15 protein-coding genes and 1 pseudogene are annotated in these 23,880 nt (G+C 54.8%); 11 read left to right on the top strand and 5 right to left on the bottom strand.

Going from position 1 to position 23,880, the window contains the following annotated elements; genetic code table 11:
* Nucleotides 1-24: 24 nt before the first annotated feature.
* Nucleotides 25-963, top strand: a complete 939-nt coding sequence (locus tag HMPREF2958_RS00085) for a glycosyltransferase family 2 protein (protein WP_070695758.1) — start codon at nt 25-27, stop codon at nt 961-963.
* Nucleotides 963-2,210 (top strand): glycosyltransferase, encoded by a 1,248-nt coding sequence (locus HMPREF2958_RS00080; RefSeq protein ID WP_070695757.1) that lies wholly within the window; start codon nt 963-965, stop codon nt 2,208-2,210. The genes HMPREF2958_RS00085 and HMPREF2958_RS00080 overlap by 1 nt, the downstream gene beginning before the upstream one ends.
* A gap of 86 nt (nt 2,211-2,296) precedes the next feature.
* On the opposite strand, the gene HMPREF2958_RS00075 is transcribed toward HMPREF2958_RS00080, so the two are convergent.
* From HMPREF2958_RS00075 to rfbA, 4 genes are all read right to left on the bottom strand, one after another.
* Entirely contained in the window at nt 2,297-2,599 is a 303-nt protein-coding gene (locus HMPREF2958_RS00075; protein WP_070695756.1) for a PqqD family protein, read from the bottom strand.
* A complete protein-coding gene (locus HMPREF2958_RS00070; protein ID WP_246827957.1) occupies nt 2,596-3,441 on the bottom strand; it encodes a nucleotidyltransferase family protein in 846 nt (281 codons plus the stop codon). The genes HMPREF2958_RS00075 and HMPREF2958_RS00070 overlap by 4 nt, the downstream gene beginning before the upstream one ends.
* Before the next feature lie 101 nt (nt 3,442-3,542).
* The gene (locus HMPREF2958_RS00065) at nt 3,543-5,051 is read right to left on the bottom strand and encodes a tyrosine-protein kinase domain-containing protein (RefSeq protein WP_004006130.1); all 1,509 of its coding nucleotides are present in this window, start codon (nt 5,049-5,051) and stop codon (nt 3,543-3,545) included.
* A gap of 68 nt (nt 5,052-5,119) precedes the next feature.
* Nucleotides 5,120-5,980: a glucose-1-phosphate thymidylyltransferase RfbA gene (rfbA, locus tag HMPREF2958_RS00060; RefSeq protein WP_070695755.1), complete on the bottom strand. Its 861-nt coding sequence runs from the start codon at nt 5,978-5,980 to the stop codon at nt 5,120-5,122.
* 73 nt (nt 5,981-6,053) lie between these two features.
* Between rfbA and rfbB the strand changes: the two genes are divergently transcribed.
* The 4 genes and pseudogenes from rfbB to HMPREF2958_RS11225 all read left to right on the top strand — a co-directional run.
* On the top strand, nt 6,054-7,052 hold the full coding sequence (gene rfbB / locus HMPREF2958_RS00055; RefSeq protein ID WP_070695754.1) for a dTDP-glucose 4,6-dehydratase: 999 nt from the start codon (nt 6,054-6,056) through the stop codon (nt 7,050-7,052).
* Nucleotides 7,053-8,489, top strand: a complete 1,437-nt coding sequence (gene rfbD, locus HMPREF2958_RS00050) for a dTDP-4-dehydrorhamnose reductase (RefSeq protein WP_070695753.1) — start codon at nt 7,053-7,055, stop codon at nt 8,487-8,489.
* Nucleotides 8,479-10,632, top strand: a complete 2,154-nt coding sequence (locus HMPREF2958_RS00045; RefSeq protein WP_070695752.1) for a Tat (twin-arginine translocation) pathway signal sequence — start codon at nt 8,479-8,481, stop codon at nt 10,630-10,632. Before rfbD ends, HMPREF2958_RS00045 begins: the two co-directional genes overlap by 11 nt.
* Before the next feature lie 19 nt (nt 10,633-10,651).
* Nucleotides 10,652-10,822: pseudogene (locus HMPREF2958_RS11225) on the top strand (DDE-type integrase/transposase/recombinase); the annotation flags it as partial.
* A gap of 229 nt (nt 10,823-11,051) precedes the next feature.
* On the opposite strand, the gene HMPREF2958_RS00040 reads toward HMPREF2958_RS11225, so the two are convergent.
* Nucleotides 11,052-12,527 carry an aldehyde dehydrogenase family protein gene (locus tag HMPREF2958_RS00040; protein WP_070695751.1) on the bottom strand — a complete coding sequence of 492 codons (1,476 nt, stop codon included), beginning with the start codon at nt 12,525-12,527 and terminating at the stop codon, nt 11,052-11,054.
* 488 nt (nt 12,528-13,015) lie between these two features.
* Here HMPREF2958_RS00040 and HMPREF2958_RS00030 point away from each other — a divergent pair, with 488 nt between their 5' ends.
* The 5 genes from HMPREF2958_RS00030 to HMPREF2958_RS00010 form a co-directional block, all read left to right on the top strand.
* Nucleotides 13,016-13,300 (top strand): 50S ribosomal protein L25, encoded by a 285-nt coding sequence (locus HMPREF2958_RS00030; protein WP_041321708.1) that lies wholly within the window; start codon nt 13,016-13,018, stop codon nt 13,298-13,300.
* 287 nt (nt 13,301-13,587) lie between these two features.
* On the top strand, nt 13,588-14,172 hold the full coding sequence (gene pth / locus HMPREF2958_RS00025) for an aminoacyl-tRNA hydrolase (protein WP_070695749.1): 585 nt from the start codon (nt 13,588-13,590) through the stop codon (nt 14,170-14,172).
* Nucleotides 14,173-14,472: 300 nt separating this feature from the next.
* Complete coding sequence (locus tag HMPREF2958_RS00020; protein ID WP_070695748.1) at nt 14,473-15,771, top strand: aminotransferase class V-fold PLP-dependent enzyme; 1,299 nt, start codon at nt 14,473-14,475, stop codon at nt 15,769-15,771.
* Nucleotides 15,772-15,808: 37 nt separating this feature from the next.
* A complete protein-coding gene (gene sufU, locus HMPREF2958_RS00015; RefSeq protein ID WP_048754381.1) occupies nt 15,809-16,276 on the top strand; it encodes a Fe-S cluster assembly sulfur transfer protein SufU in 468 nt (155 codons plus the stop codon).
* Between the two features lie 930 nt (nt 16,277-17,206).
* Nucleotides 17,207-23,880 (top strand): DUF6531 domain-containing protein (locus HMPREF2958_RS00010; RefSeq protein ID WP_210400866.1); only part of this gene is annotated, 6,674 nt, incomplete at its 3' end.

The raw sequence follows: 23,880 nt of genomic DNA, 5'->3' as shown, positions 1-23,880 counted from the left end.
ACTCTCACAACTACAGGACAGTTTATGGCTCACTATCAAGCAGCCGTCATCATCCCGTCGCGGGGTGGAGCAGGGGTTTTACACTATCCCTTAGACGCGCTTTCTGCTCAGACGGAACGAGACTTTCAAGTTATCGTTGTCCTCGATGGTGACATCGACCAGAGCGAAAAAGTTGTTGACGACTATATCGCCCGCGGAACCTTGAACCTCACGAAGATTGTGTTCCCCGAAAATCTTGGGCGTGTGGCGGCTCTCAACGCCGGGCATAATGCGGCGGATGCAGATATTTTGATTCGCTGCGACGACGACCTGGAACCCGGTCCCGACTATGTGGCGAACCACCTTCGCTTACACCGCGACTATGACGGGGTGATCGGCACCCTGAACAATATTTTCCCCAAGACCGCTTACTCTCAGGTGTACGGAACCTACCGCGATGCAAAGTTTAAGGAAGCGGCTTTGCGCACACCCGAATCCGAGCGTTGGCACTATTGGAATGGAAACTCGTCCGTCTCGGCAGAGCTGTACCGAACTATCGGCGGCTTCGATCCCGCCTATCGTCTTTACGGCTGGGAAGACGTCGATCTGGGTAAGATGATCGCTGATGCCAGCGGGAAAATCATAATTTCCGATGTGGTTGAAACGAAGCATTATGCTGAGGCGACCACGACCGCCGTGCGAGCCCTTCGTGCCCTGCACGCGGGCAGTGCGCGCACCATTTTCGTGCGTAAACACGGCGAAGATGCGCATGCGGCTCCCAACCCTGCCGGGCTCTGGGGCGCCGCGGTGAAGGCTCTCGCGGCGGTCAGTACCGAGGCAAATATCCGGCGGATAGGCAATACTCTCGATGCGGTACTGCTAAAATTTCCCGCGAAGATCGCCGAAAAGTTGGTGGCGCTGCAGGTGGAGGCTGCATCCTACGCTGGCGTGAAGTACCCGCAGCGTGCACGGAAGGTGTTCTAATGCTGAATCGAGTAGCACAATCCTGGCGCGGCGCATCCGCTCACATTCGTTCTTTGGCCTCGAAAAAAATCCCGACATCGGCGGAATCTCGGTCTGCAGGCTCGGTAGATACGGGTTCTGTCACCGCCCCTCGGCTCGCTATCGCTCACGACTATCTGACGCAGCGCGGTGGGGCGGAGCGGGTTGTTCTGGCCCTACACCGGGCGTTCCCTGAGGCCCCTATCTACACGACCCTCTACAATCCTGAAGGTACTTTCCCCGAATTTGAGGATGCGACTATCATCACCAGTCCGCTCAATCGGGTGGGATTGCTGCGGCGCTACCACCGGCTGGCGCTGCCGCTGCTGCCGCTGACCGCATCCTGCCTGAAAGTTCCGGCGCACGTTGCGGTGGTTTCGACCACGGGATGGGCGCACGGGTTCAAATTCACCGGCGAGAAACTGGTGTACTGCCATTCCCCGGCGCGTTGGCTGTACCTGCGCGACCAATACCTGGGCGACGAGAAAAAGAACAGTGTGATTGGGGTGGGGTTACGGGTGATAAACCCGCTGCTGCGGTTCTGGGATCAGCGCGCGGCGGCACGGTCGGAACATTACGTGGCGAACTCGACCGCCATTCAGGAACGTATTTCGCGGGTGTACGGCAAAGACGTACCCATTATTTTCCCGCCTTACTCCGGGGGTGCAACCCGCGTGGAAGAACCGATCGCGGGTCTGCAGGAATTCACAGCTGCGGGAGACTACTTTCTGCTGGTGTCGCGCCTGATGTCCTATAAGAACGTGGATGAGGCGATTAAGGCGTGCAATCGAGCGGGTAAGAAGCTGTTGATTATCGGGCATGGACCCGAAAAAGATAAGCTTCTCAAACTCTCGGGGCCCAATGTGCGCATTATTTCCGGGATTTCCGATGAGCAGCTGTGCTCTGCCTACCGGCATTGTCTGGCACTTCTCGCGGTATCTCATGAAGACTTCGGGATTACTCCGCTGGAGGCTGGTGCCAGTGGAAAACCGGTGATCGCATACCGCGCGGGCGGGTACCTCGATACCATCCGCGAAGGCCTCAACGGCGTGTTTATTGAGCAGCCGACCTCGGAACAGATTGAGGCGGCGATACGGAAGTTCAACCCCGAAGAGTGGGATAAGCAGGCGATTAAGAACTACATCGCGCGTTTTAGCGAGGAACGTTTTATCGACGAAATCCGCCAGGCGGTTGATGAGCTTACTGCATCCTCGTCCTCAGGCGCGTAGACTCGGTTCGCCGGGGGCTATACGAAGAGCCTTGAGAGTAAATTATCTTTACTCTCAAGGCTCTTCGTATAGTGGGGTAGGGCGGGTTAGACGGCTTCCAGCAGTTCGTCTTCGACTAGCTGATGCACAAAATCCTCAACCTCCCCGCGAATATCCTCGGGGTTCTGCTCGGTAAGCTCGGCGATCAGCTCAAGGGCCTCGGGCAGGGAAAACGGCTCCTCAAAAATACCCCAAATAATAGATGCTGACCCCTCCAACACCGAAACCTGCGCGGTCCGTGTGTCGGCAAGATACGTCGTGACAGAAGCGTATTCGGAGATCTCCTCAGCGTGTACGAAAGCAACGTACTCCGGGATGCGGTACCTCACCGGTGCGGTATTAGGGCTCATCGGGAACCGCCTCCCAACCCGAAACGCTCAAAGAACCTAGTGCGAATCTCAGCGCGTGTTGGTTTATGCCCCAGTTCCATCGCCAAATGATCCTGATTGACCATAAAAATATTCTTGAGCGTGCGTATTTTCTCGGCGAATCCACGCGCCGACCGCAGCCTGCCCATCCATTGAATATAGCTTGGCACCTGCGTGGAAACCGACTTCCACAGCAGGTAGTCACGTTCGTGACGGTATGCCTCTAAGCCACCCATTGCGGCGGAGTAGGCGAGAGAAGAATCCAATTCGGCAGCACGTTCGCGCAGTTTAGCCCAGTCGTAGGAGTCGAGAATATCGCGCAGATACTCAAGATCCGGGTTATAGGCGGAACTAGCCCTAGCGCGGTGCAGTACCACAATCAGCCGGGAATCGAGTACTGAAGGCACGGCACAGGAGCGGTGCGCTATCTCGCGCTGCATGTGTGCCGCCCAGAGCTGCTGAAAAACACGTTCGGGATCTTTTCCGAGCCCCGGAAAGAAACGGTGAATATCGGTGAGACCCCAGGATTCGTGATAAAGCGTCATTGCATGTTCAAAAACGGATCCAGTGTCAAAATGCGCCTGAATACTCCAGCCATCAGCTAAAAGTATGTGAACAAAAGTATCGACATGAGAAGGCCGTACTAAAAGGTCTGCATCGGTGCTATGTCTATCAGGTTTAAAAATTTCGGAATTAAACGCATATCCTTTGATATGTAAAATATCTATTCCGTGAAGATCCGCGAGCCTTTGAAAGTAGGCGTGCGCCAGCATAATACGCGCCTTGAGCGGCGTACCAGGTTTGTGCTGTGGTGTAGTGTGCACGATATCCTTTCACACAACGAAAACCTTTGAGTATAAGGGCGGGAAAAATAGTCCACCTATTTTCCCGCCCTTATACTCAAGAATCTGATTCAGAAATTTTTTTAAGCTCCGTGCGCGCCGGAAGAAACTTTCTTTTTACCATCCTTGGAATAACCGTAGTAGCTGGCATAACCTACATAACTATTGGCGTAACCAAATCCATAGTAGGAATTGCCCAAGCCCTTACGCGGAGCCTTATTGAGTACCACGCCGAAGAGGTGTGAATTCACACGCTCCAGCACGGCAACAGCCTCGGTCATCTGCTCGCGGTGGCTCTTGCCCACGGTACCGACCATAATCACGCCATCCACGGCGTGGGAGAGCAGCGATGCGTCGGTCACCGGCAGCAGCGGGGGAGCATCCACGATCACCAGGAATTCCTTGGAGAGCTCTTCGATAAGCTGGCGCATCTTGTCGGAACCCAACAATTCGGAAGGGTTCGGGGGAATACGCCCGGCGGGAAGCACAAAGAGCTTGGAATCCTCTACCTGGTGCACGGCCTCAGCAATATCAACCTGACCGGCAAGAACCTGCGTCAAACCAATTTTGGCGTTAATGTGCAGTTTCTTCGCGACGGTGGGACGGCGCAGGTCGGCGTCGATCAGAATGACCGGCTGCCCCGAGCTTGCCATAGAGCGCGCCACCGCCAGCGAGACCGTAGACTTACCCTCGCCAGGAACTGCGGAGGTCACAATGAAGGAGCTCGGCGGGTTATCGATATTCACAAAGCGCAGGTTCGTGCGCAGCTGACGGATAGATTCGTGGGCAATATGGTCATCGTTGCTGGCGTGCACGATATTTTCTTCCGCCAGGTCATCGCTGACGGGCAGCACACCCAGAATATTGCTGTTTGTCGCCTTAATGGCATCGTCACGAGTGCGGATGCGCTGGTCCACGGAACGGCGCAGGAAGATCGCCAGGTACACGAGCACCAGCCCGGCACCGGCACCGATGAGGCCGTTCTGCATGTAGTTGGGCGATACGAGAGGCGGGTTCACGCTGGCGTTATCCAGCGGGATCACACGAATCAGGGTATTGGTGGTATCGGACGGGTTGGTTGAAGAAACCTTGTTCTGAGCGCTTTCTTGGTTTTCCTCCCCAGCAGGCGTGGGGGTAGCGGTACTGTTGTTCCCCGAACCATTCTTCTCAATATTTTCGATGTACTGAGCGGTGGCGTGAAGCGCCGAATTCGCCAAAACCCGTGCCTGCTCAGGGCTGGAAGCGGTCGCCCGCACCTTAATGAGTGAGCTGTTTTCTTCGGTAGTTGCGCTCAGGCTGCCGCGAATCGTCCCGATGCTCAGGTCAGAGTTCTGTTCCTGAATGATCTTGGCGACGGCTTCTGATGAAACGATTGCCGAGTATGAGCGGGCACGTTCTTTTGCGGCGTTTGAGCCGGATAGTACGTCAATAGTGCCACTCTGACCGACGGTCACGTACCCGGAGGCGCTGGCGGCATAAACTTTAGGCTGTAGCAGGGAATAGCCGAGCCCTGCGATGGCACCGATTACGATGCCAGCAATGAGCAACAAGAGATTGGCTCTTGTGGTGCGCACAAAATCTAAAATTGTCATTTCTGAAATTGCTCCAGAGTGTTGAGTTTGAGTGGTGAACCCCGTGCGGGGCAGTGAGTTTTTTGTGACTATTTGAGCAGGTGCATCAGATAGTCCCCATAACCGCTTTTGGCGAATTTGGTGGCGATACTGTGAAGATCATCATTGCTTAACCAACCTGCGCGCCATGCAATTTCTTCAGGGCATCCGATAGAAAGTCCCTGACGTTTTTGGACGGTGCGAATAAAGTTGCTGGCATCTGCGAGTGAATCGAAGGTGCCGGTATCAAGCCATGCTGTACCTCGTGGCAGTACCTCAACCTTTAGTTTACCCTGTTTTAGATATACACGATTGAGGTCGGTAATTTCTAGTTCACCACGCTGAGAAGGTTTAATGTTTTGCGCATATTCCACAACATGTTTGTCATAGAAATATAGTCCCGGAATAGCGTAATCGCTTTTAGGTACCTGCGGTTTTTCTTCAATGGAGACGGCGTGAAAATTTTCGTCGAACTCCACCACCCCGTAGGCGCGCGGGTCTGCAACTTGGTAAGCAAAAACGGTTGCACCGTCTTTTTGCTCATATTTTCCAAGCTGGGTTCCTAAACCGGGACCATAGAAAATATTATCACCTAGAACGAGTGCAACGGGATTATCGCCTATGAAATCTGCACCTAAAATAAATGCTTGGGCTAAACCATCAGGTGAAGGTTGCACTTTATATTCAAAATGTACACCAAAACGAGTTCCATCCCCTAAAAGACGTCTAAATTGTTCTTGATCTTCGGGGGTTGTGATAATAAGAATGTCACGAATTCCCGCCAGCATAAGAGTGGAAAGCGGATAATAAATCATTGGTTTATCGTAAACCGGAGTGAGTTGTTTACTAATACCCTGAGTGATGGGGTGTAAACGACTGCCGGTACCACCGGCAAGAATAATTCCCTTCATAATATCTATTGTGTCATGTTTCTCTCGTAACCCGTGTATAAATTACTCGGTTTTGACCGCTAAAATCTAAAGTATGTCTCACTTACTCGTTACCGGCGGTGCCGGATTCATTGGCTCTAACTTTGTTCATTATCTATTGGATAATACTGAACACACTGTTACAGTACTCGATAAAATGACCTATGCCGCCAATAAAGCCTCGCTTGGTGGTCTTGACGGCACCAGATTTAACCTTATGGTTGGCGATATTGCAGACCGTGAACTCACTGACGAGCTCGTAGCGCAGGCGGATGCAGTCATCCATTACGCCGCAGAATCCCATAACGATAACTCCCTGGCGAACCCAGAACCTTTTATTCACACCAACCTGGTCGGCACGTTTACCCTGCTGGAGGCGGTACGCAGGCACGGAACCCGCTATCACCACATCTCGACCGATGAAGTCTTCGGTGATTTGGCGCTAGATGATCCCGCAAAGTTCACCGAAACTACGCCCTATAACCCGTCATCCCCGTACTCTTCCACCAAGGCGGGGTCGGATCTGCTGGTGCGCGCCTGGGTGCGTTCTTTCGGGATTGAGGCGACCATCTCGAACTGCTCGAATAACTACGGGCCGTATCAGCACATCGAAAAATTTATTCCCCGGCAGATTACGAATATCCTCTCGGGGCTGACCCCTAAGCTCTACGGCGAGGGTCTGAACGTGCGCGACTGGATTCACGCATCCGATCATTCTTCGGCGGTGTTGCGCATCCTTGAATCCGGGAAAATTGGTGAGACCTACCTCATCGGTGCAGACGGTGAGGAGAATAATATTACCGTGCTACGTACTATTCTTCGCCTCATGGGTAAAGACGAGAACGACTTTGAACATGTGATAGACCGGCCCGGGCACGATATGCGGTATGCCATTGACGGCACCCGTCTGCGCGAAGAACTCGGGTGGGAACCGCAGTTCACCGACTTTGAGGTGGGTCTTGCCGATACCATCGCGTGGTATACCGATAACCGTTCCTGGTGGGAACCGCTCAAAGCAGAAGTTGAGGCTAAATACGCGAAGGCGGGGCAGTAAATGACGAAAGAATTGAACGTAAGGGCAACCGATATACCGGGGCTGCTCGTCATCGATCTGCCCGTGCACGGCGATAATCGCGGCTGGTTTAAGGAAAACTGGCAGCGTGAGAAAATGCGTGCCGCCGGTCTGCCCGATTTTGACCCGGTGCAGAATAATATTTCTTTTAACACCTCGGTAGGAACCACACGCGGTATTCACGCCGAACCCTGGGATAAATACGTTTCGGTGGCGAGCGGCCGAATTTTCGGTGCCTGGGTAGACTTGCGTGCGGGGGAGAGCTTCGGACGGGTCGTGACCGTCGAACTCGGCCCCGACACCGCTATCTTTGTTCCGCGAGGGGTTGGCAACGCTTTCCAAACCCTGGAGGAAAACACCGCCTACACCTACCTGGTGAACGACCATTGGTCGGCGGATGCTCTGACCGCCTACAGCTTCCTGAACCTCGCAGATGAAAGCGCCGCCATCGACTGGCCTATCGACCTGGCGCAGGCTGAGCTTTCCGAGAAAGATCGCAAACACCCGCGCTTACATGAGATCACCCCGCTTACCCCCGACCCTCTTCTGATTGTGGGTGCAAGCGGGCAGCTCGGGCGTGAACTCGTTCGCCAGCTGACCGCGCAGAATATCCCTTTCGAGGCGGTGGATCGTAACCGGCTCGACCTTGGAACCCCCGAAAAATGGCGAAACGCCTTCCGCTGGCGGTCATACCGTGCGATCATCAATGCCGCCGCCTACACCGCAGTAGATAACGCCGAAACCCCCGAGGGGCGCCGCGAAGCCTGGGCCTCCAACGCCCACGGAGTTGCCGCCCTAGCGAGTGTCTGCGAAGAAGCGAATCTTCCTCTCGTGCACGTTTCCACCGACTATGTCTTTGACGGAACTCTGCCGGTAGGGCAGGAATACTCGGTGGAGCATCCCATCGCCCCGCTGAGCGTTTATGGCGCCTCCAAGGCAGCGGGGGAGAGCGCCGCGACCGCGTGGCGCAAACACTACCTGCTGCGCACCAGCTGGGTGGTCGGCGAGGGCAAAAATTTTGTGGCGACTATGGCATTGCTGGCCGAACGCGGCGTGAATCCTGCCGTCGTGGCGGATCAGTGGGGGCGCCCCACCTTCACCCAAGACTTGGCGGGGGCGGCACTGCATCTGCTGTTTACCGGTGCACCCTACGGCACCTACCATGTGTCAAATAGCGGCGAGGTTATCACCTGGGCAGATCTTGCCCGAGCCGTCTACACCGGCACCGGTCACGATGCCGCCCGAGTAAGCAACACCACCACTGAGGAATACTTCGCCAACGCCCAGGTCTTCGCCCCGCGGCCCGCCAACTCTGCCCTGGATCTTTCAAAACTTATTGCTGCCGGGTTTACCCCGCGTGATCACCGCGATGCGCTCGCCGAGTATCTGCACCAGCTAGGCGGGGCACGTGAAGACTAAAATCCGTGACCTTCTCGCGCGTCAGGGCATACAGGTTGCACTCCTTGTAATCGCACTTGAGGTTATCACCTACTGGTCATACTTCATGCGTCTGACGGTGGTTAACGGCGATGCGAATGCCCACTACCTCTCAGATTCTTACTATTGGTGGAATAACGGCGGGATTTTCAACCCGCCCGACTGGGTTGCCTACACCTGGATGGGCCGCCCCGCCGGGAGCAATATTCAGGGTGGATCGTATGTGCTGCCGCAGGGCATCGCAAACGGTATTTCGCCGTGGAGCCCTACGGTATCGTCTATCACGTCGGCGGTGCTCGCGGGTCTTGGCGCGGTGGGCATGTACCTGTTGGTCCGTCAGCTGACCGGGCACCACCTTGTTTCGCTGATCGCCCTCGTGGGGCAATTCTTCGCCCCGGCAATCTTTGCAAACGCCCAATTCCTGGATTTTCACCGTGCCGCCGCCTACTGGCCCTGGGTCCTGCTCGTCATATCCCCGTTATGGGCGTGGCATAAACGCTACGGGATTCCGCTTGCGGTCTTAATCCTGTGGCAGAGTTTCGTTGGTATATATCCGGGGCAGCTTATCGCCGCCGCAGTGTGCATTGGTGGGTGGGGCATCGGGTGGATGATCGTCTCTCGAAGCCGCGCCTGGATATGGCGTGTCATCGTCAGCATCCTCATTGCGGTACCGTTGAGCGTCGTCAAATATGTTCCGGCGCTATTGTCGGGAACCGGGCAGCGCGACTGGAGCCCGCAGCGCATTCACCTGACTTTCCCGAACCTGGCCTCACTCATTTACCCGTACGACAACCCGGCCATGAGCTCGGATATTGCGATGCGCCCCTTCTTTATCGTGATTCCGCTTCTGCTCGCCCTCACCTTCGTGCAGTGGCGTTCACGGCGTAACCTGCCGCTCTATCTGCTGGGCGGGCTGTCAATTCTGCTGTTGGGGCTGGCGACCTTCGCCCCTAAGCTTCTGTGGAATATTCCGGGTATGAGCCTGAGCCGTTTCTGGATTAACGATTTCAAAAACTTCGTGCCGCTCACCATGATTATTTTGGGCAGCCTGGGGCTTAAACGGCTTTTTGAGGGCGACGTGTCGCACCGTCGCATCCTGGTGGGATGCTCGATCGTTGCTGCCGCCATCGTGATTTTCGGCCTATCGCTGTCGTGGAATCTAAGCGTTCCTCGCCTTGTGCTGATGCTCGTGCCGGTGGTACTTTTTGCCCTAACGGCGGTTGTTGTAACGAACTATACGCACGGTTTATGGCGGTTTGCACGGCAGAGCTCAGCCCGAACCTTGGGCATCCTGCTGCTTTGCTTGTCGGTAGCCTCCGGGCTGAATTTCGCCTACTCGGTGACAAGCACGTGGGCTTCGGCGCGTGAACGGCTTGAGGTCGGGCACTACGGGGCTGAGATTTCGCAGCTTATGCACCAAAACCAGGCGTGCGAGCAGAACTACACGCGGCGCCCTGAACGTCGTGTTTCTGATCAGCCCATCAAAGACTGGGACCACGATAATATTGCCTTGGGAGGCGCCTTCACCTGCACCGATTCCCTGAGCGGATACGCCAATGTTCAAGGAAGCTCGGCACTGCGCGAACAGCATAAGGCGTTCAAAGGTGAAAAGGGTAATGACTTTATTCGGTTCTATGCCGCTGCCGGTGCCGTGGTGCCGCTTTCGGGTGGGTCCTTCGCGGATCTTTCCGATGCATGTCTCAAGGAAGGTCGCTGCGCAGGGTTAGAGTACATCCCCCTCTCGTACAGCAGGTTCGGCAAGATATCGTACCGGGTTGAGGTTGAGCATCAAACCGAGGTCGCCCTGAACGAATCGTATTACACCGGCTGGACGGGTAAACTTTGCGACGCTGAAAACACCCAGAAATGTCACGCGATGGCGCTGTCTGCCGGACCGGGGCGATACATCAAGACTGTTTTGCCCGCAGGAACATATGAGGTGAATTTGACCTATGATGCACCCTATAAGAATCAGCTGCAGGTCATGTTCTGGGTTTGTGTGCTTTTGATGCTCGCCTCGGCGGCGCTGCCGGTAAAGCGGCGTGCAGACGCAGAGGGGCAAAAGCGAAATCCTTGGGATTCCTTGCGCACCCGCCTCAAATTTGGAAAATCTGTAAGAATGTAGCGTTGGTCAAAGCGACGGCAAACTGTATCTCTCACCGGTAGTGGACCTGTTCAACCGCGAAATCGTCGCCTACGTCGTGAGCCGCAGGGCCAACAGTGACATGGTGGAGAAAATGCTGCACAAAGCCTGCCGACAAAGGAACGATGCTGCACTCCGACCAAGTTGTACTATATCGTACGCCGGGGTATAGGAACTTACTTTCCGACCATTTCATGGTTCAAAGCATGTAGCGCAGGGGAACCGCGGGAGCGCCGCAGCTTGAAATTGAAAAAGCTGGGTTCTGTTGCGTACAGAACCCAGCTTATGCAGAGCGCCTGAAGAGGTTTTTATGAGTGTCCAAGATTGGAGGGGGCAGTTCAACCCGACTCCGGATTTTCAGACAGCCTTTTCTCTACATCAATCAACGTTCAGCAGACCAATTAATATAACCCTTCACGCTCTTCGCGGGTGGAAATGTAGATGTTTTTCACCTGCGTGTAGGCGGCGAGCATCATCTTGTGGGTTTCGCGGCCGATGCCTGAAGTTTTGTAGCCGCCGAACGGTGCGCCTGCGGGCAGACGGTTGTAGCAGTTCACCCAGACACGACCGGTCTCCAGTGCGTTGGAGACGCGCAGGCAGCGGTTGATGTCTTTGCTCCAAACTCCGCCGCCCAAGCCGTATTCGCTGTCGTTGGCCATTTTGATGACTTCTTCTTCGGTTTTGAATTTAATCACGGTAGCAACCGGACCGAAGATTTCTTCTTGGGCAACGCGGGCGTCGTTATTGTCAGCTTCAATCAAGGTCGGCTCGACAAATTCGCCTTTGCTCAACTCGCCCTCGATTTTTTTGCCGCCGGTGATGATGCGGCAGCCTTCCTGCTCACCGATTTTGACATATTTCAAAACGGTTTCAAGCTGACCAGCATTGACTTGCGAACCCATTTGGGTATCGTCTTCCCAAGGCAGTCCGACTTTGATCTTTTTGAACTCTTCCGCCAAGGCGCTGACGAATTTGTCGTAAATGCCTTCTTGTACGAAGATGCGCGAGCCGGCGCAGCACACTTGACCTTCGTTGAACAAAATGCCTTTTTGCGCGCCTTCGAGGGCTTTATCGAACGGCATGTCGTCAAAGAAGATGTTGGCGGATTTGCCGCCCAGCTCCAAGGTGGAGGGAATGAGCATTTCGGCGGCAGCGATGCCGATGCGGCGGCCGATTTCGGTCGAGCCAGTGAAGGCGAGTTTGTTGAAGCCTTTGTGGTGCAGCATGTATTCGCCGGATTTTGAACCGCGTCCGGTGATGATGTTCAGCACGCCTTTAGGCAGTAGGTGGTTAATTTTTTGGGCGAGCGACAACAGGCTCAGTGAAGTGCTGGAAGACGGGTGGATGACGATGGTACAGCCTGCGGCGAGTGCGGGGGCGATTTTCCAAGCCGCCATCAGGAAGGGGAAGTTCCACGGAATAATCTGACCGACGACACCGATAGGTTCGCGCAATACGATGGACAGGTCTTCGGAGTCAAGCTGGGTGGCGGTGCCTTCTTCGCCGCGGATGACGCTGGCGAAATAACGGAAATGGTCGGAAGCCAGCGGGATGTCGGCGGCACGGGTTTCACGGATGGGTTTGCCGTTGTCCAGCGTTTCCTGCAAGGCGAACAATTCCAAGTTTTCGTCGATCACATCGGCGATTTTGTTGAGTATGGCGGCGCGTTCGGTTGTGGTGGTCTTGCGCCATGTTTTGAACGCTTCCTGCGCGGCGGCGACGGCGGCATCGACATCGGCGTCGGACGCGTCGGTAAATTTCGCCAGTGCTTCGCCGTTGGCGGGATTGTAGGAATCCAAAAGCGTGCCGGGGCTCGTCCACGCGCCGTTAATCAAAAGGCCGTACTCTTTGTCGAACACATTCAGATCTTTTGCCATGATGCTGTCTCCTTAAGTTGTCTTTATTGGGTTTTAGTTGTTTTTATTGGGTTTTAAGTCGTTTATTCAACGTCATTTGAAAACAGGGTAGTATTTTTTCTCTTTCAGTTCAAACGCTAAAAATGAGAGTGTTCTCGAAATTCCAAATATGTAATTTTGCAAAACGGAAAACGCAGTCAAGTCACATCTTGATGATGTATGGGGGCGAGGGCGGTTTGTTAATACATTTTAATTTTTCAGACGGCCTTGCGATCACCGCGATGCGCTCGCCGAGCATCTGGGGACCCTCAGCAGTACTTGGTGCTGGGGCGCGGGTCTGGAACATAGGAAAAACTATCCTTGCTCGTATCTGGAAAATCTGTAAGAATATAGTGTTAGCCAAGGCGAGGGCAGATTCTGCCGTTATCGACGAGGTGGCGCATGGAATCCCATGATTTGCGCCATTATTCTCTTGGCGCATTACCCATGATCAAGGAATGGAGATTACCATGTCTGAAATTAAAATTACTGCTGAGCCCCGCACCGATTTCGGTAAGGGCTATGCACGCCGCATCCGCGCTGTTGGTGATATCCCCGCCGTTATCTACGGCAATGGTAAAGAGCCTAAGCACGTGATCCTCCCCGGCCACGCGACCACCATGGCTGTTCGTAACAAGGACGTCGTTCTGGTGATCGAGGTTGATGGTGAGCAGTTCAAGACTCGCGTGCAGGATATTCAGCGTCACCCAATCCGCCCCGAACTGCAGCACATCGACCTGCTGTTCGTCGACTAAGGTCAGGTAGACGAAGGAGCGCACGGCGCATCAACGTTTACGCCGGAACCTGTTTTAGAGGTTTTTCGGCAACGGTACGGCTCGTATCTGCTTCTGGCGGGTGCGAGCCGCTTCCATATTTCCCGCCAACTTACGGCGTACACCCATCTTTACCGTTTGGCTCAGATGCGAGATAGCCGACCAGTAACCGCCTAATCCGCCCATAGTTTTATCCGGTTTACCGAGTAATCTCTACCGAGCATTTTTTTATTTCTCACCCTATAACCCGCAGGAAGGTACACGAGAACATGTCTGATGCGTGGCTCATCGTAGGCCTGGGCAACCCCGGACCGCAATACGCGAAAACCCGCCATAACATCGGGCAGATGGTGCTCGATAAAATCGCCCGTGAAATGGGCAGCACCTTTAAGAAGCATTCCAAAGCATCCGCCGTAGTTGTCGAAGGCCGCTTAGGCATAGGCGGTCCCAAGGTCGTACTCATGAAATCCCTCGGATACATGAATACCTCGGGCGGGCCCGTATCTGCGGTCGCAAAATTCTATGGCATCGACCCCGACCACATAATCGTGGTGCACGACGAGCTTGATATTCCCTTCGACACCATCAAACTCAAAATCGGTGGGGGAGAAGGCGGTCACAACGGCCTGCGCGATATTACCAAGGCGCTGGGCACCAAAGATTATTACCGTGTGCGCGCTGGCATCGGTCGCCCACCCGGGCGCATGAACACCGCCGACTACGTGCTCAAACCCTTCACGGCAGCCGAAGTCAAAGACCTGCCGTTCCTGATCGACAACTCCGTTGATGCGGTCGCCATGCTTATCACCGACGGGTTGACGGCGGCGCAGCAGCGCTTTCACAGTGCATCCTAAATATGCGCAGGGCATGGGTACTCGACAAACCGCACAAATCGGTGCCTTTACATCTGTCGGATAAGCCCAGCAGCAAACATGACGTCCCGTTACGCCCGTAGCTATGGTTAGGCAGATTTCCTAGGCTATTGCACACACCTAACTAGGTTTTGCCCGCGCCAAGGAATAAGCTAGAAAAGCATGACGTTATAGCTCCACAGACACTAAGCTCGGGCGTACAGCCCCGACCTAACGTGCCAGCAGCAGGGGTCTCGACGCCATGCGGCGTGCCTGAAACCGGTCAAGAGAAAAGGAACAACCGTGGCAGAATACTCAGTCCCCGCCAACACGCCGCTCAACGATGACACCGTGCGAGCGTTGCGCGCAGACTTCCCTATTCTCAACACCGTCGTCAATGGCAACCCGCTCGTTTACCTCGATTCCGGCGCCACCAGCCAAAAACCACTCCAAGTTCTTGATGCTGAACGCAACTTCTACCTGCACGCCAACTCTGCGGTACACCGCGGCGCGCACACCCTTGCCGTCGAAGCCACCGAACTCTTCGAGCAAGCCCGCACCACCGTTGCCGCCTTCGTAGGAGCCCGCGACGAAAACATCGTCTGGACCTCCAACGCCACCGAAGCGCTCAACCTTGTCGCCTACTCAATAGGCAACGCCTCCCAAGGACTCGGCGGCGAAAAAGCCCAACGTTTTGCCCTGAAACCCGGCGACGAAATTCTCACCACAGAAATCGAACACCACGCCAACCTCATACCCTGGCAGATCCTCGCCCAACGCACCGGCGCAACCCTCAAACACATCCCCGCCACCGACGACGGACAGATCGACTACGAAGCCGCAGCCGAACTCGTCACCGAGAAAACCCGTATCCTCGCCTTCACCCACGTCTCCAATGTCACCGGTGCCATTGCGGATGTGCCGCGCTTCGTCTTACTCGCCCAAAAAGTCGGTGCCCTCACCGTCCTGGACGCCTGCCAATCCGTACCCCACATGCCGGTAGATTTCCCCGCACTCGGTGTCGATTTCGCTGCGTTCTCCGGGCACAAAATGCTCGCCCCCACCGGTATCGGCGCACTCTACGGTCGCGCCGAACTTCTAGACGCGCTGCCCCCATTCCTCACCGGCGGCTCTATGATCACCCGCGTCGAACTCCAAGACGCCGACTATATGCCCGCCCCCATCAAATTTGAAGCGGGAACCCAGCGCGTCTCCCAAGTCGTCGCCTATGCCGAGGCAGTACGCTACCTGCAGCACCTCGGCATGGACAACGTACACGCTTGGGAACAAGAACTCGGCGCGCGGCTCGTGACCGGAGTGCAGAACATTGAGGGCGTGCGCCTGCTAGGACCCACCGACCCGAACAAACGCGCCGGGCTCGTCTCCCTCGGCATCGACGGGGTACACCCGCACGACGCCGGGCAGCTGCTCGATACGAAAGGTATCGCCGTGCGCGTAGGTCACCACTGCGCCCAGCCGCTGCACCGCGGCGCCGGGCTGACGGCCTCGACCCGCGCCTCCGCATACCTCTACAACACCACCGAAGACATAGATGCATTCCTTGCTGCGCTCGCCGAGGTACGCCCCTACTTCGGGCTGTAAAGAAGCCTTTACTCATATACACAGGATTGGATAATTCATGTCCCTAGAATCGCTCTACCAAGACATCATTCTGGAACACTCAAAGCAGCGCACCGGCGAACACCTGGTGGAGGTACCCACCGGGCACGCCAGCGCCGACAACCACCAGTACAACCCCACCTGCGGAGATGAAATCAACCTGCGTCTCGTGCTTTCTGATGAGCAAAAAGACGGCGAAAAGGTTGTTGAATCGGTCTCGTGGGAAGGCGACGGCTGTTCCATTTCGATGGCGGCGGCATCAGTACTTTCTGAGATGGCACCGGGTATGACCGTGGGGGAGCTGCAGAACCATGTGGATGCGTTCCGCGAGATGTTGCGCTCGCGCGGTCAGATTACTCTGGATGAGGAAGAATACGGCGATATGGCGGCATTTTCTGGAGTCTCAAAGTTTATGGCCCGCGTTAAATGTGCGATGCTCTCGTGGGTGGCAGTCGAAGAGGCAGCCCGCGAGGCAAGCACGAAATAGACGCATCTATGGTTGGCTGCTGCGCTGACCCTAAAACATAGCTTCACCCATCGAGCGGCTCTCCGGTCACCATGACCGAAGGGCCGTTTTTCTATGTGCATGCACATATGGCACATAGGGTTTTGAGCTCCAGAGAAGGAGGACTTCAAGAATATGAAATCGTAGTACAAAAATTTTTGAACATTTTTATAACTCTCTACCGAAAGTACAGATTATTTTCAAGAACGCTTGTAAGATGAAGAGTAACTCTAGCTACACCTAACTTCCGGAGAGACCTACGAAGCCATGCCTTCTATCCTTTTTCACTCTAACACCCAGCCCATTGAGTACAGTTTTACTGATGCTGCCGCGCTTGCAAATACATTTGACAGCGCTGCCTCCAAACTTCAGGAGTACCACGGAAGAATTCGTTTAGAAGGTATACGGGCGGCCGAGGAATTTCGGGGGCGGTACGCAAACCTCTTCGTACAGAACTACAAACAGTGCATAGATGATGCGCATCGACTAGAGGATGCGTGCCGTCGAGCAGCTCATGCAGTGAGGCAGATTTCCCGGAATGCTGAAATAGAACAAGATAACCGTAGGAAAGCCCGAGAAGCAGAAGAAGAGTATAACAGAAAACTCAACGAAAATAATCTGTTTAATGTGTTATCTGGATTGTCTGTATCCAAGCAGATCAAAAGGAATTTTCTGAATGGTCCAGCATATGTTCCTTCTGAGGAACCTAACGTTAGAATCGATACTTATGACCTAGAACGGGGAATGTGCAAAGCGCCTGAAGGTGGTTCCTCCGAATTTGTTTCGTCTCTTTCTCGTTCTGATAGCGAGAAATATGCTGACAGCCTTGCCTCTTCTGGCGGTGTCTCGTCCGCTGTGCCTGAAGCTTTGGAGAGATATGCAAAGTTTCTCTCGCAAGTTGTCTATGAAGACATGACCTATTACTTCACCTCTATTAATACAGCGTATGAGCGGTATTTAAGCTCATGTAAGTGGGGTGTTCTTGATATTACCGGTCTTTTAAAAGCAACTGTTGAGTGGATTAATGATAATAACCACGATGCAGCCTGGATTGATGCTGTTGCTTATGCATTTCGGATTGCTGGTAGTAATGGGCAGTATGTTATTGCGGATGCGACGCTTACGGCTTTCTTAAACGATAATGGTCTTAACCCTGGGCGTAAAAACCTTGTAATTCCTGACGTTTCAATTTATGGAACTATGCCTACGAGTGGCTATGCGAATGATCCGGTGAATGTGGCGACGGGGAATTTCATTGAGGAAGAGCGGGATCTTTCTGTCGGGTCTGTGTCGTTGGTGCGGATGTATAACAGTATCGCTGCTGCTGGGGCGGCGTCTACGCATGAGGGGTATACGGCTCCGGTAGGCGCGTTTGGGCCTGGGTGGTCTTCTACAGTGGATACGCATTTGGGGTTTACGGCTTCTGGTGTGGTGTGGGCTGATGTTGATGGGCGGCAGGTCTTCTTTGCTCGTGCTGGGGCTGGGTTTACTCGGGCTGCTGGGGAGGCGTGGTGGCTGCATCGATATACGGTGAACCCAGCGGATTCGTCTGCGTCTCAGGCTTCTGACTCTGAGAATGGTGCTGCTCATGATGAGGCTAACGGTGATGTGCGTGCGCAGGCTGCGCGTGCTGGGTTTGCTGCTGTGATTTCTTTGGCCGCTGAGCATTCTGACCAAGTGGTCTCTGGCGGTGAGTTTTATGCGGTGTCGAATAATGCCGGGCAGTACCATTACTATACGCGGGGCGGTGCCTGGCTGGGCTCTTGGGGTTCGGAGCCTGGTTCTGAGGTTGCCGCTATCTATGAGGACGCTTCCAACGGTGGTTCTTCCTCTCGTGTGCGGGCTATGGTGGGTGCTTTCGGTAAGGCTATCCGCCTCTCGTATGATGATGTTTCTGGGCGTGCGGTGGCTGTTACTGGGGCTGGATCTCGGGTGGAGTATGCCTATAGTGAGACGGGGCATCTGGCAGAGGCGACAACCTACGCTCTAGCCTCGCAGACAACATCCGATCCCGTGGATGAGCCTGAGAGTGCTGTCAAGGGTGGTACTGCTGCGGCTTGCGGCGTTGTGGTTGCCTCGCGCGTGTATACGCATACCGAGGATGGTTTGGTGCAGACGGTCACGGGCACTGGTGGCGTGCGTGAGGTGACTAATGTGTATGGGGATCCGGATAATCCGGGGCGTGTTACCCAGCAGGTCAGTGAGCATGGCCGTGTGATTGACTATACGTATTTGCCGGGTGGGATTACTCAGATTACCACCGCTACTCATGAGAACACCCTGGAGATCGATTCTGAGGATTCTGGCACTGCGGATACTGCTGAGCGGGCGCTGCATCCGAATACGTGGGTGTCTGATAGTAAAGGGCGGTTAGTCTCGGTTACGTCGGCGGAAGGGTCTACGGTTCGGTTTATTTATGACGCGTTTGGGAACCGGATCCAGGTGACCGACCCTGAAGGGGCAAGGACAGTGCGGTCTGCGAATACTCGTGGGCTTGTGGTGAAGGAGCTTACTTCTACAGGTTCGATGAGTATTACCGAGTATGACGACTTGGACCGACCGGTTCACAAGCGGACATATGGCTCGAAGGACGCGTGGATTCGTAAAGATGCTCCGGTAAAGGTTATTTCATATGAGTATGCTGAGGAGGGTTTTTCGCGTCAGCCGGTTGCGGTGATAATTGATGGTGCCACCAGCCGGTATACCTATACATCGACGGGACAGATGTCGTCAGTGACAGATCCGACAGGGGTCGTCACGCGGCTTTCCTATGACGCTCGGGGGAATCTGACCGGAGTGCTTAATGCTGTGGGCGACATACTCAAGGTTGAGTATGATGCCCAGGATCGACCGGTGGCGGTAATCTCTCCATCGGGGGCAACTATGCGTGTGGAGTATGACGCTGCCTCGCGTCCTGTTCGGGTGATTGACCCGGTGGGGAACGCAACTGTGTATACATATACCCCTGCGGGTAAAGTCGCCAGTATCACGGATGCGGTTGGGGGTGTGCGCCGGTTTGAGTACAACGCCGCTGGGGAACTGGTTGCGCAGGTGGCACCTGATGGTGCCCGTACCGTGCGTGAGATCAACGAGCTGGGATACACGGTTGCTGAGACTGATCCGCTGGGGCATGTGACGAAATTTGTCCATGATGGTATGGGCAGGGTGACAGAAAAGATTGACCCAGCCGGAAATATCTGGCGTACTGCCTATAACGCTGCTGATACTTTGGTGGAGCATACCGATCCGACGGGTGTGCTCACACGGGTAAGTCGAGATGGTGCTGCCGGTGAGATCACGCATCAGGACGGTGTTGGGAACACCGCGACGGTGGGATTTGACGCGCTGGGCCGGGTGATGAGCAGTATTGACCCGTCTGGGGCAGTCACGTCGTGGGCGTATCAGTTTTTGACTAACACTACGACTGCCTCCTCGGGTGAAGGGGATCGGGGTGCCGCGCATCATCAGGGTACTTCAGAGCCTGTTCGCGTGCAGGATCCGACCGAGAATCTGGTGAGGGTCCCCGGTGCCCATGCGTTGCGGACGTGTACTGATGCTGCTGGTCAGGTTTCGGGTGAGGTGTGTGATGCTGCTGGGCGGTTACTCAGGCAGGTGAGTGCCTCGGGGGCTGTGACGGAGTATTCGTATGATGCGTGTGGTCGGGTTGCCTCAGTGACAGATGCTGATGGGGTGATGACTGAGTACCGGTATGATGCGGATTCGCGTTTGGTGGCGAAGACTCGTGCTGGCGTGGTAGTGGAGTCTTTTGTGTATGATCTGTGTGGGCGTGTGTTGGAGCGTCGTGCTGGGACTAAGCTGGTGGGCAGGTATGCCTATGATGCTGCCGGGCGTATGGTGCGGTGCGTGGATGCTGCTTGGGGCACCCGGTCGTTCTCCTATGATGCGTGTGGGCGTGTGGTTAAGGCTGTTTCCGGCGTAGGCGGAACATGCTTTTTTGATTATGACGGTGCGGGGCGTTTGCTAGCGCGTCGGGTAGCTACGTCTGAGGGCTTTGCGACAACCTCGTATACCTATGATGCGGTAGGGAATGTGATGTCGGTGACGGACCCATTCGGGGCGGTGACCAAGTATGCGTATGATGGCGCGCACCGGTGCACTGAAGTCATGAACCCAGATGGTTCGCGGGTGTCGTATGCATACGATGGTGCCGGCGAGGTGGCGAGTATGCATGTGGCTAAGCCAGGTGAGCGCTTGGGTCGGTTGGCGTGTGCGTGGGTGCGGGATCGAGCCGGTCGGTGCCTGACGGTGAAGGATTATCTGGCGGGGGAGAATCTGGCACGGCTGGGCGCTCAACGGTCTGCAGCTGCTACGGTCGCTACAGCAACAACCACCGTTGGTTCTGCTAACGCGAGTGCAACAACGGCTGCTGGTAGGTCTTCTATCGGTGTCTCGGATGGCGCGGAATCCGAAGCTGATGTGTATGTTCAGACGACCTATGTCTCAGATGCTTTGGGACGTTTGGTGAGGGTGGATTCTGCCCCGAAACTCGGGGATGAGGTTTCTGATATGGCGTTCTTTGCATCGGGTAATCGAGTATGTGCTGCCGGGGATGCTTCTGCGGCTGAGGTGTTTGCATCTACGGGTGCGTGGAGCCTAGCGTACTCCTATGATGCTGATGGGAATGTGGTTCAGCGTACTACTCCGTATGGTTCTACCGTATATGGGTATTCTCCGGGCGGGCGTATTAGGTCTACACAGCAGGTCCCTGCTGGTATCGGGGTAGAGGACTCATCGAGTGCTGGTGATAAGCCTGGGGTGGCTGAGTTTGCTTATGATGCGCTGGGGTATTTGGAACGTGTTCAGGTTGGGGAGTGTGTCTCTTCGTGGGTGCGTGATACGTCCGGAGCCGTTATGGGGTACACCGAGGAAGTTCTCGGTGAGGCCGACGAGCCTAGTGGTTCATCGTCGGGTATGGTGCAGGGTGTGCGGGTACGCCGGAATCCTGCGGGGAAGATTACTCGGGTGGAAGATACCGTTAAGGGTTCCTGGTGTGAGTACGCCTATGATGCTTCCGGCAGGTTGATTCGTGCGGTGAGCTCGGATGATGTGTCGGTGGCGTGGGTGTATGATCCGGTCGGATTGCTTATGAGGGAAGAAACCCATCAGGAGGGTGCCCTGGTGCGGGTGCGTGCGTTTTCCTACGAGGGGGAGCGGGTACAGACGGTACGCCTGTATGAGGCACTAGAGGATGGTGGTGGTTCTTCTGCTACACCTGTTGCGGGTGTGGTGGAGGATCTAACCGGGTTAGATACGTCATCTTTGGTGTGCACAGGGTCGATTCAGTATTCCTATGATGTGCGGGGTTTCCGTAACGAGGCGACTGATCATACTGGTGCTGCTGTGACGTGGGGCTGGGATGCTCTGGGCTCTTTAGAGCGGGTGGAGCGTATCAACCACAGCTCCGACTCCCTGTTAGGCAGTCATTTGTCCGCTGCCAGCGCGGGTAACTCGACGGTGTGGTTTGCGGCATCGTCGGTTTGGAATATGCCGGTAGCTGTTGGGAGTCAGCAGGATAGGCAGGATCCTGTTGTCTCGCCGCTGGTGTGGGATACGACGGTACCTGATGCTGCTTCGTTGGTGGGTGTTGGTGCTACCGAGGTGGTTTCGGCGGGGTCTGTGCTTGGCGGGCGCGATAGTATCCTCACCGGCACAGGTATGGGGGCATATGGTTTTGGCACGGATATCTTCGGTGCCGCGTCCCCAGTGACTTGGGGAAGCAACACCACTGCAGCTGCTGGTAATGGGTTGCCGGGTTTGCCTGCTGATGTGGGTTTGACGGATCAGGGTGCGTTAGCAACCGTTGGCGGTGAGTTGATGGGTGCGCGTTTGTATGATCCTGTGACGGCTGGGTTTTTGTCGCCGGATCCTGTGGAGCCTGTGGTTGGGTCGGGGTATATGGGTGCGTCGTATCTGTTTGCGTCGGGTGATCCGGTGAACCTGCACGACCCCACAGGTTTACAACCATTATCTATTGATGCTATCCGTCAGTATAGGGATTTCTTTGGGTTTGAGCTGACAGTTCAGGATAAATTTATCCGCTACTGGCTATCTGCTGCAGCGGATTTTGACAATTTTAATCGTGAGTTTTGGAATGATCCATCTGGATGGATAGCTTCGCATCCTGACGAGGTGGATGTTGTCCTTACTTATGGACTCGCTGGCCTTATTGCTCTAGTTGGAGGCCCCGCTGGATGGTTCATTGGTGGAGGCATGTTTCTTTCAATGAATACTTCCATAGTCGTTCAGCGCTGGGAGACAGGGCATGTTGATCCTCGTGAAGTAACGCGTGAGGGGCTCATCAGTCTTTTGCTTGATGTGGCCACATTGGGCTTGGGGAAGATTTTCAAAATTGCTGCTAAGCCTGCTGTTGATTATTTGCTCGCTCGCTGGGGCATTCGCTGGGGAAGTTATGAGGTCCGTCATCTTCCTGTAATGAGACCAAGTGCAGCTTCAGGCGATGCTGTAAGTGTTCGCGCTCAGACAGAGATGCTACGTAAAAATGCTATAACGATCAAATATCCTGTGCTTTTCCGCAAGAGTGCTCAAGGAGGCGCTGAAAAAGCGGCTTCTAAAGAAAGTTTAGAGGCAGTTTCTTATCAGGGGCGTTATGGCAATCTCTTCGACCGTTCGCACCTGAATACCACAGGATATGGTTTTGCTGCTCCGCGAGTTGCGGCTCCTGAAGCAGGAGCACACACCCCGCTGCCCTATAGTACCCGTGGGGTAGCCCAAGAGTCTTCAGTGCCGCTCAAGCCGGTGGAAGCTCCGCAGGTGGGCGAGGTTCCGCCTGCTTCGGGTGCTGGGTCTGGTGCTGCTGGTATGCAGGCTGTTAATCCTGGTGGTGTGGCCGATGATGCTGTGGTAGCTCGTGGTTCTGCTGGTGGTGTGCGTGAGCCTGAGGTGCAGCTGAAACCTGTTGAGGAACCAAAGATTGGGAACCTACCTCCGGCAAGGGGCGCTAGTGCCACTGAAGGGCCGACGGTTTCGATGCGTGATGTGCAGACTCGTCTGGATGAGAGGTTGGAGGGTGTTCGTCGCAAAGAATGGAGGGGGAAGGATAAGAAAGGACGCCCACGCACTGACTACTACGATCATGATGACTTCAAAGTAAAAGATAAAGAGTATAGTGAAGCACAGCTAAAATACAAAAAAGATCTCAAAGAATATAACGAACGTAAAAGACAAGCTGAGCTTGAGGGCAGAGAATTTACCGAGGCACCTCCAAAAGATCTGGGTCCTCGTCCTCAGCATGCGTTGTGGAAAGACGCCGAGGAGCGATTTGCGCCAGATTTGCAGACTGCAATGCAGCTTGATGAGGAGGGTTTGAAGCACCACCGTGTGGTGAAGAGCGAGGACTATCAGGGTCAGATTCCTCAAGATACTGCTGAACATCTTGGACAAGCTGTACAGAAGATTATGAAGGATGGCTCCCCTCCGCATTACCCTGGCGCTAATGAGGGTCGGGTCTTTAATAATGAACCTTGGAAGGGAGAAGGAGAAGGAAAAATCCTACCCACTACCGATGTTGAGGGGAATCCTATTACGTATACGGAAATGGATTTCAT

Origin of the sequence: Rothia sp. HMSC036D11 (genome assembly GCF_001814205.1) — a bacterium.
In the GTDB taxonomy this organism is placed as follows: Bacteria; Actinomycetota; Actinomycetes; order Actinomycetales; family Micrococcaceae; genus Rothia; species Rothia dentocariosa.
The sequence above is the reverse complement of the archived record's forward strand: the minus strand, read 5'-3'. Positions and strand labels throughout refer to the sequence as shown.

Bases quoted from the DNA above. Each gene is read 5' to 3' on its own strand.
- HMPREF2958_RS00085 (WP_070695758.1), top strand. From the start codon at position 25: ATGGCTCACTATCAAGCAGCCGTCATCATCCCGTCGCGGGGTGGAGCA.
- HMPREF2958_RS00080 (WP_070695757.1), top strand. From the start codon at position 963: ATGCTGAATCGAGTAGCACAATCCTGGCGCGGCGCATCCGCTCACATT.
- HMPREF2958_RS00075 (WP_070695756.1), bottom strand. From the start codon at position 2,599: ATGAGCCCTAATACCGCACCGGTGAGGTACCGCATCCCGGAGTACGTT.
- HMPREF2958_RS00065 (WP_004006130.1), bottom strand. From the start codon at position 5,051: ATGACAATTTTAGATTTTGTGCGCACCACAAGAGCCAATCTCTTGTTG.
- rfbA (WP_070695755.1), bottom strand. From the start codon at position 5,980: ATGAAGGGAATTATTCTTGCCGGTGGTACCGGCAGTCGTTTACACCCC.
- rfbB (WP_070695754.1), top strand. From the start codon at position 6,054: ATGTCTCACTTACTCGTTACCGGCGGTGCCGGATTCATTGGCTCTAAC.
- rfbD (WP_070695753.1), top strand. From the start codon at position 7,053: ATGACGAAAGAATTGAACGTAAGGGCAACCGATATACCGGGGCTGCTC.
- HMPREF2958_RS00040 (WP_070695751.1), bottom strand. From the start codon at position 12,527: ATGGCAAAAGATCTGAATGTGTTCGACAAAGAGTACGGCCTTTTGATT.
- HMPREF2958_RS00030 (WP_041321708.1), top strand. From the start codon at position 13,016: ATGTCTGAAATTAAAATTACTGCTGAGCCCCGCACCGATTTCGGTAAG.
- pth (WP_070695749.1), top strand. From the start codon at position 13,588: ATGTCTGATGCGTGGCTCATCGTAGGCCTGGGCAACCCCGGACCGCAA.
- sufU (WP_048754381.1), top strand. From the start codon at position 15,809: ATGTCCCTAGAATCGCTCTACCAAGACATCATTCTGGAACACTCAAAG.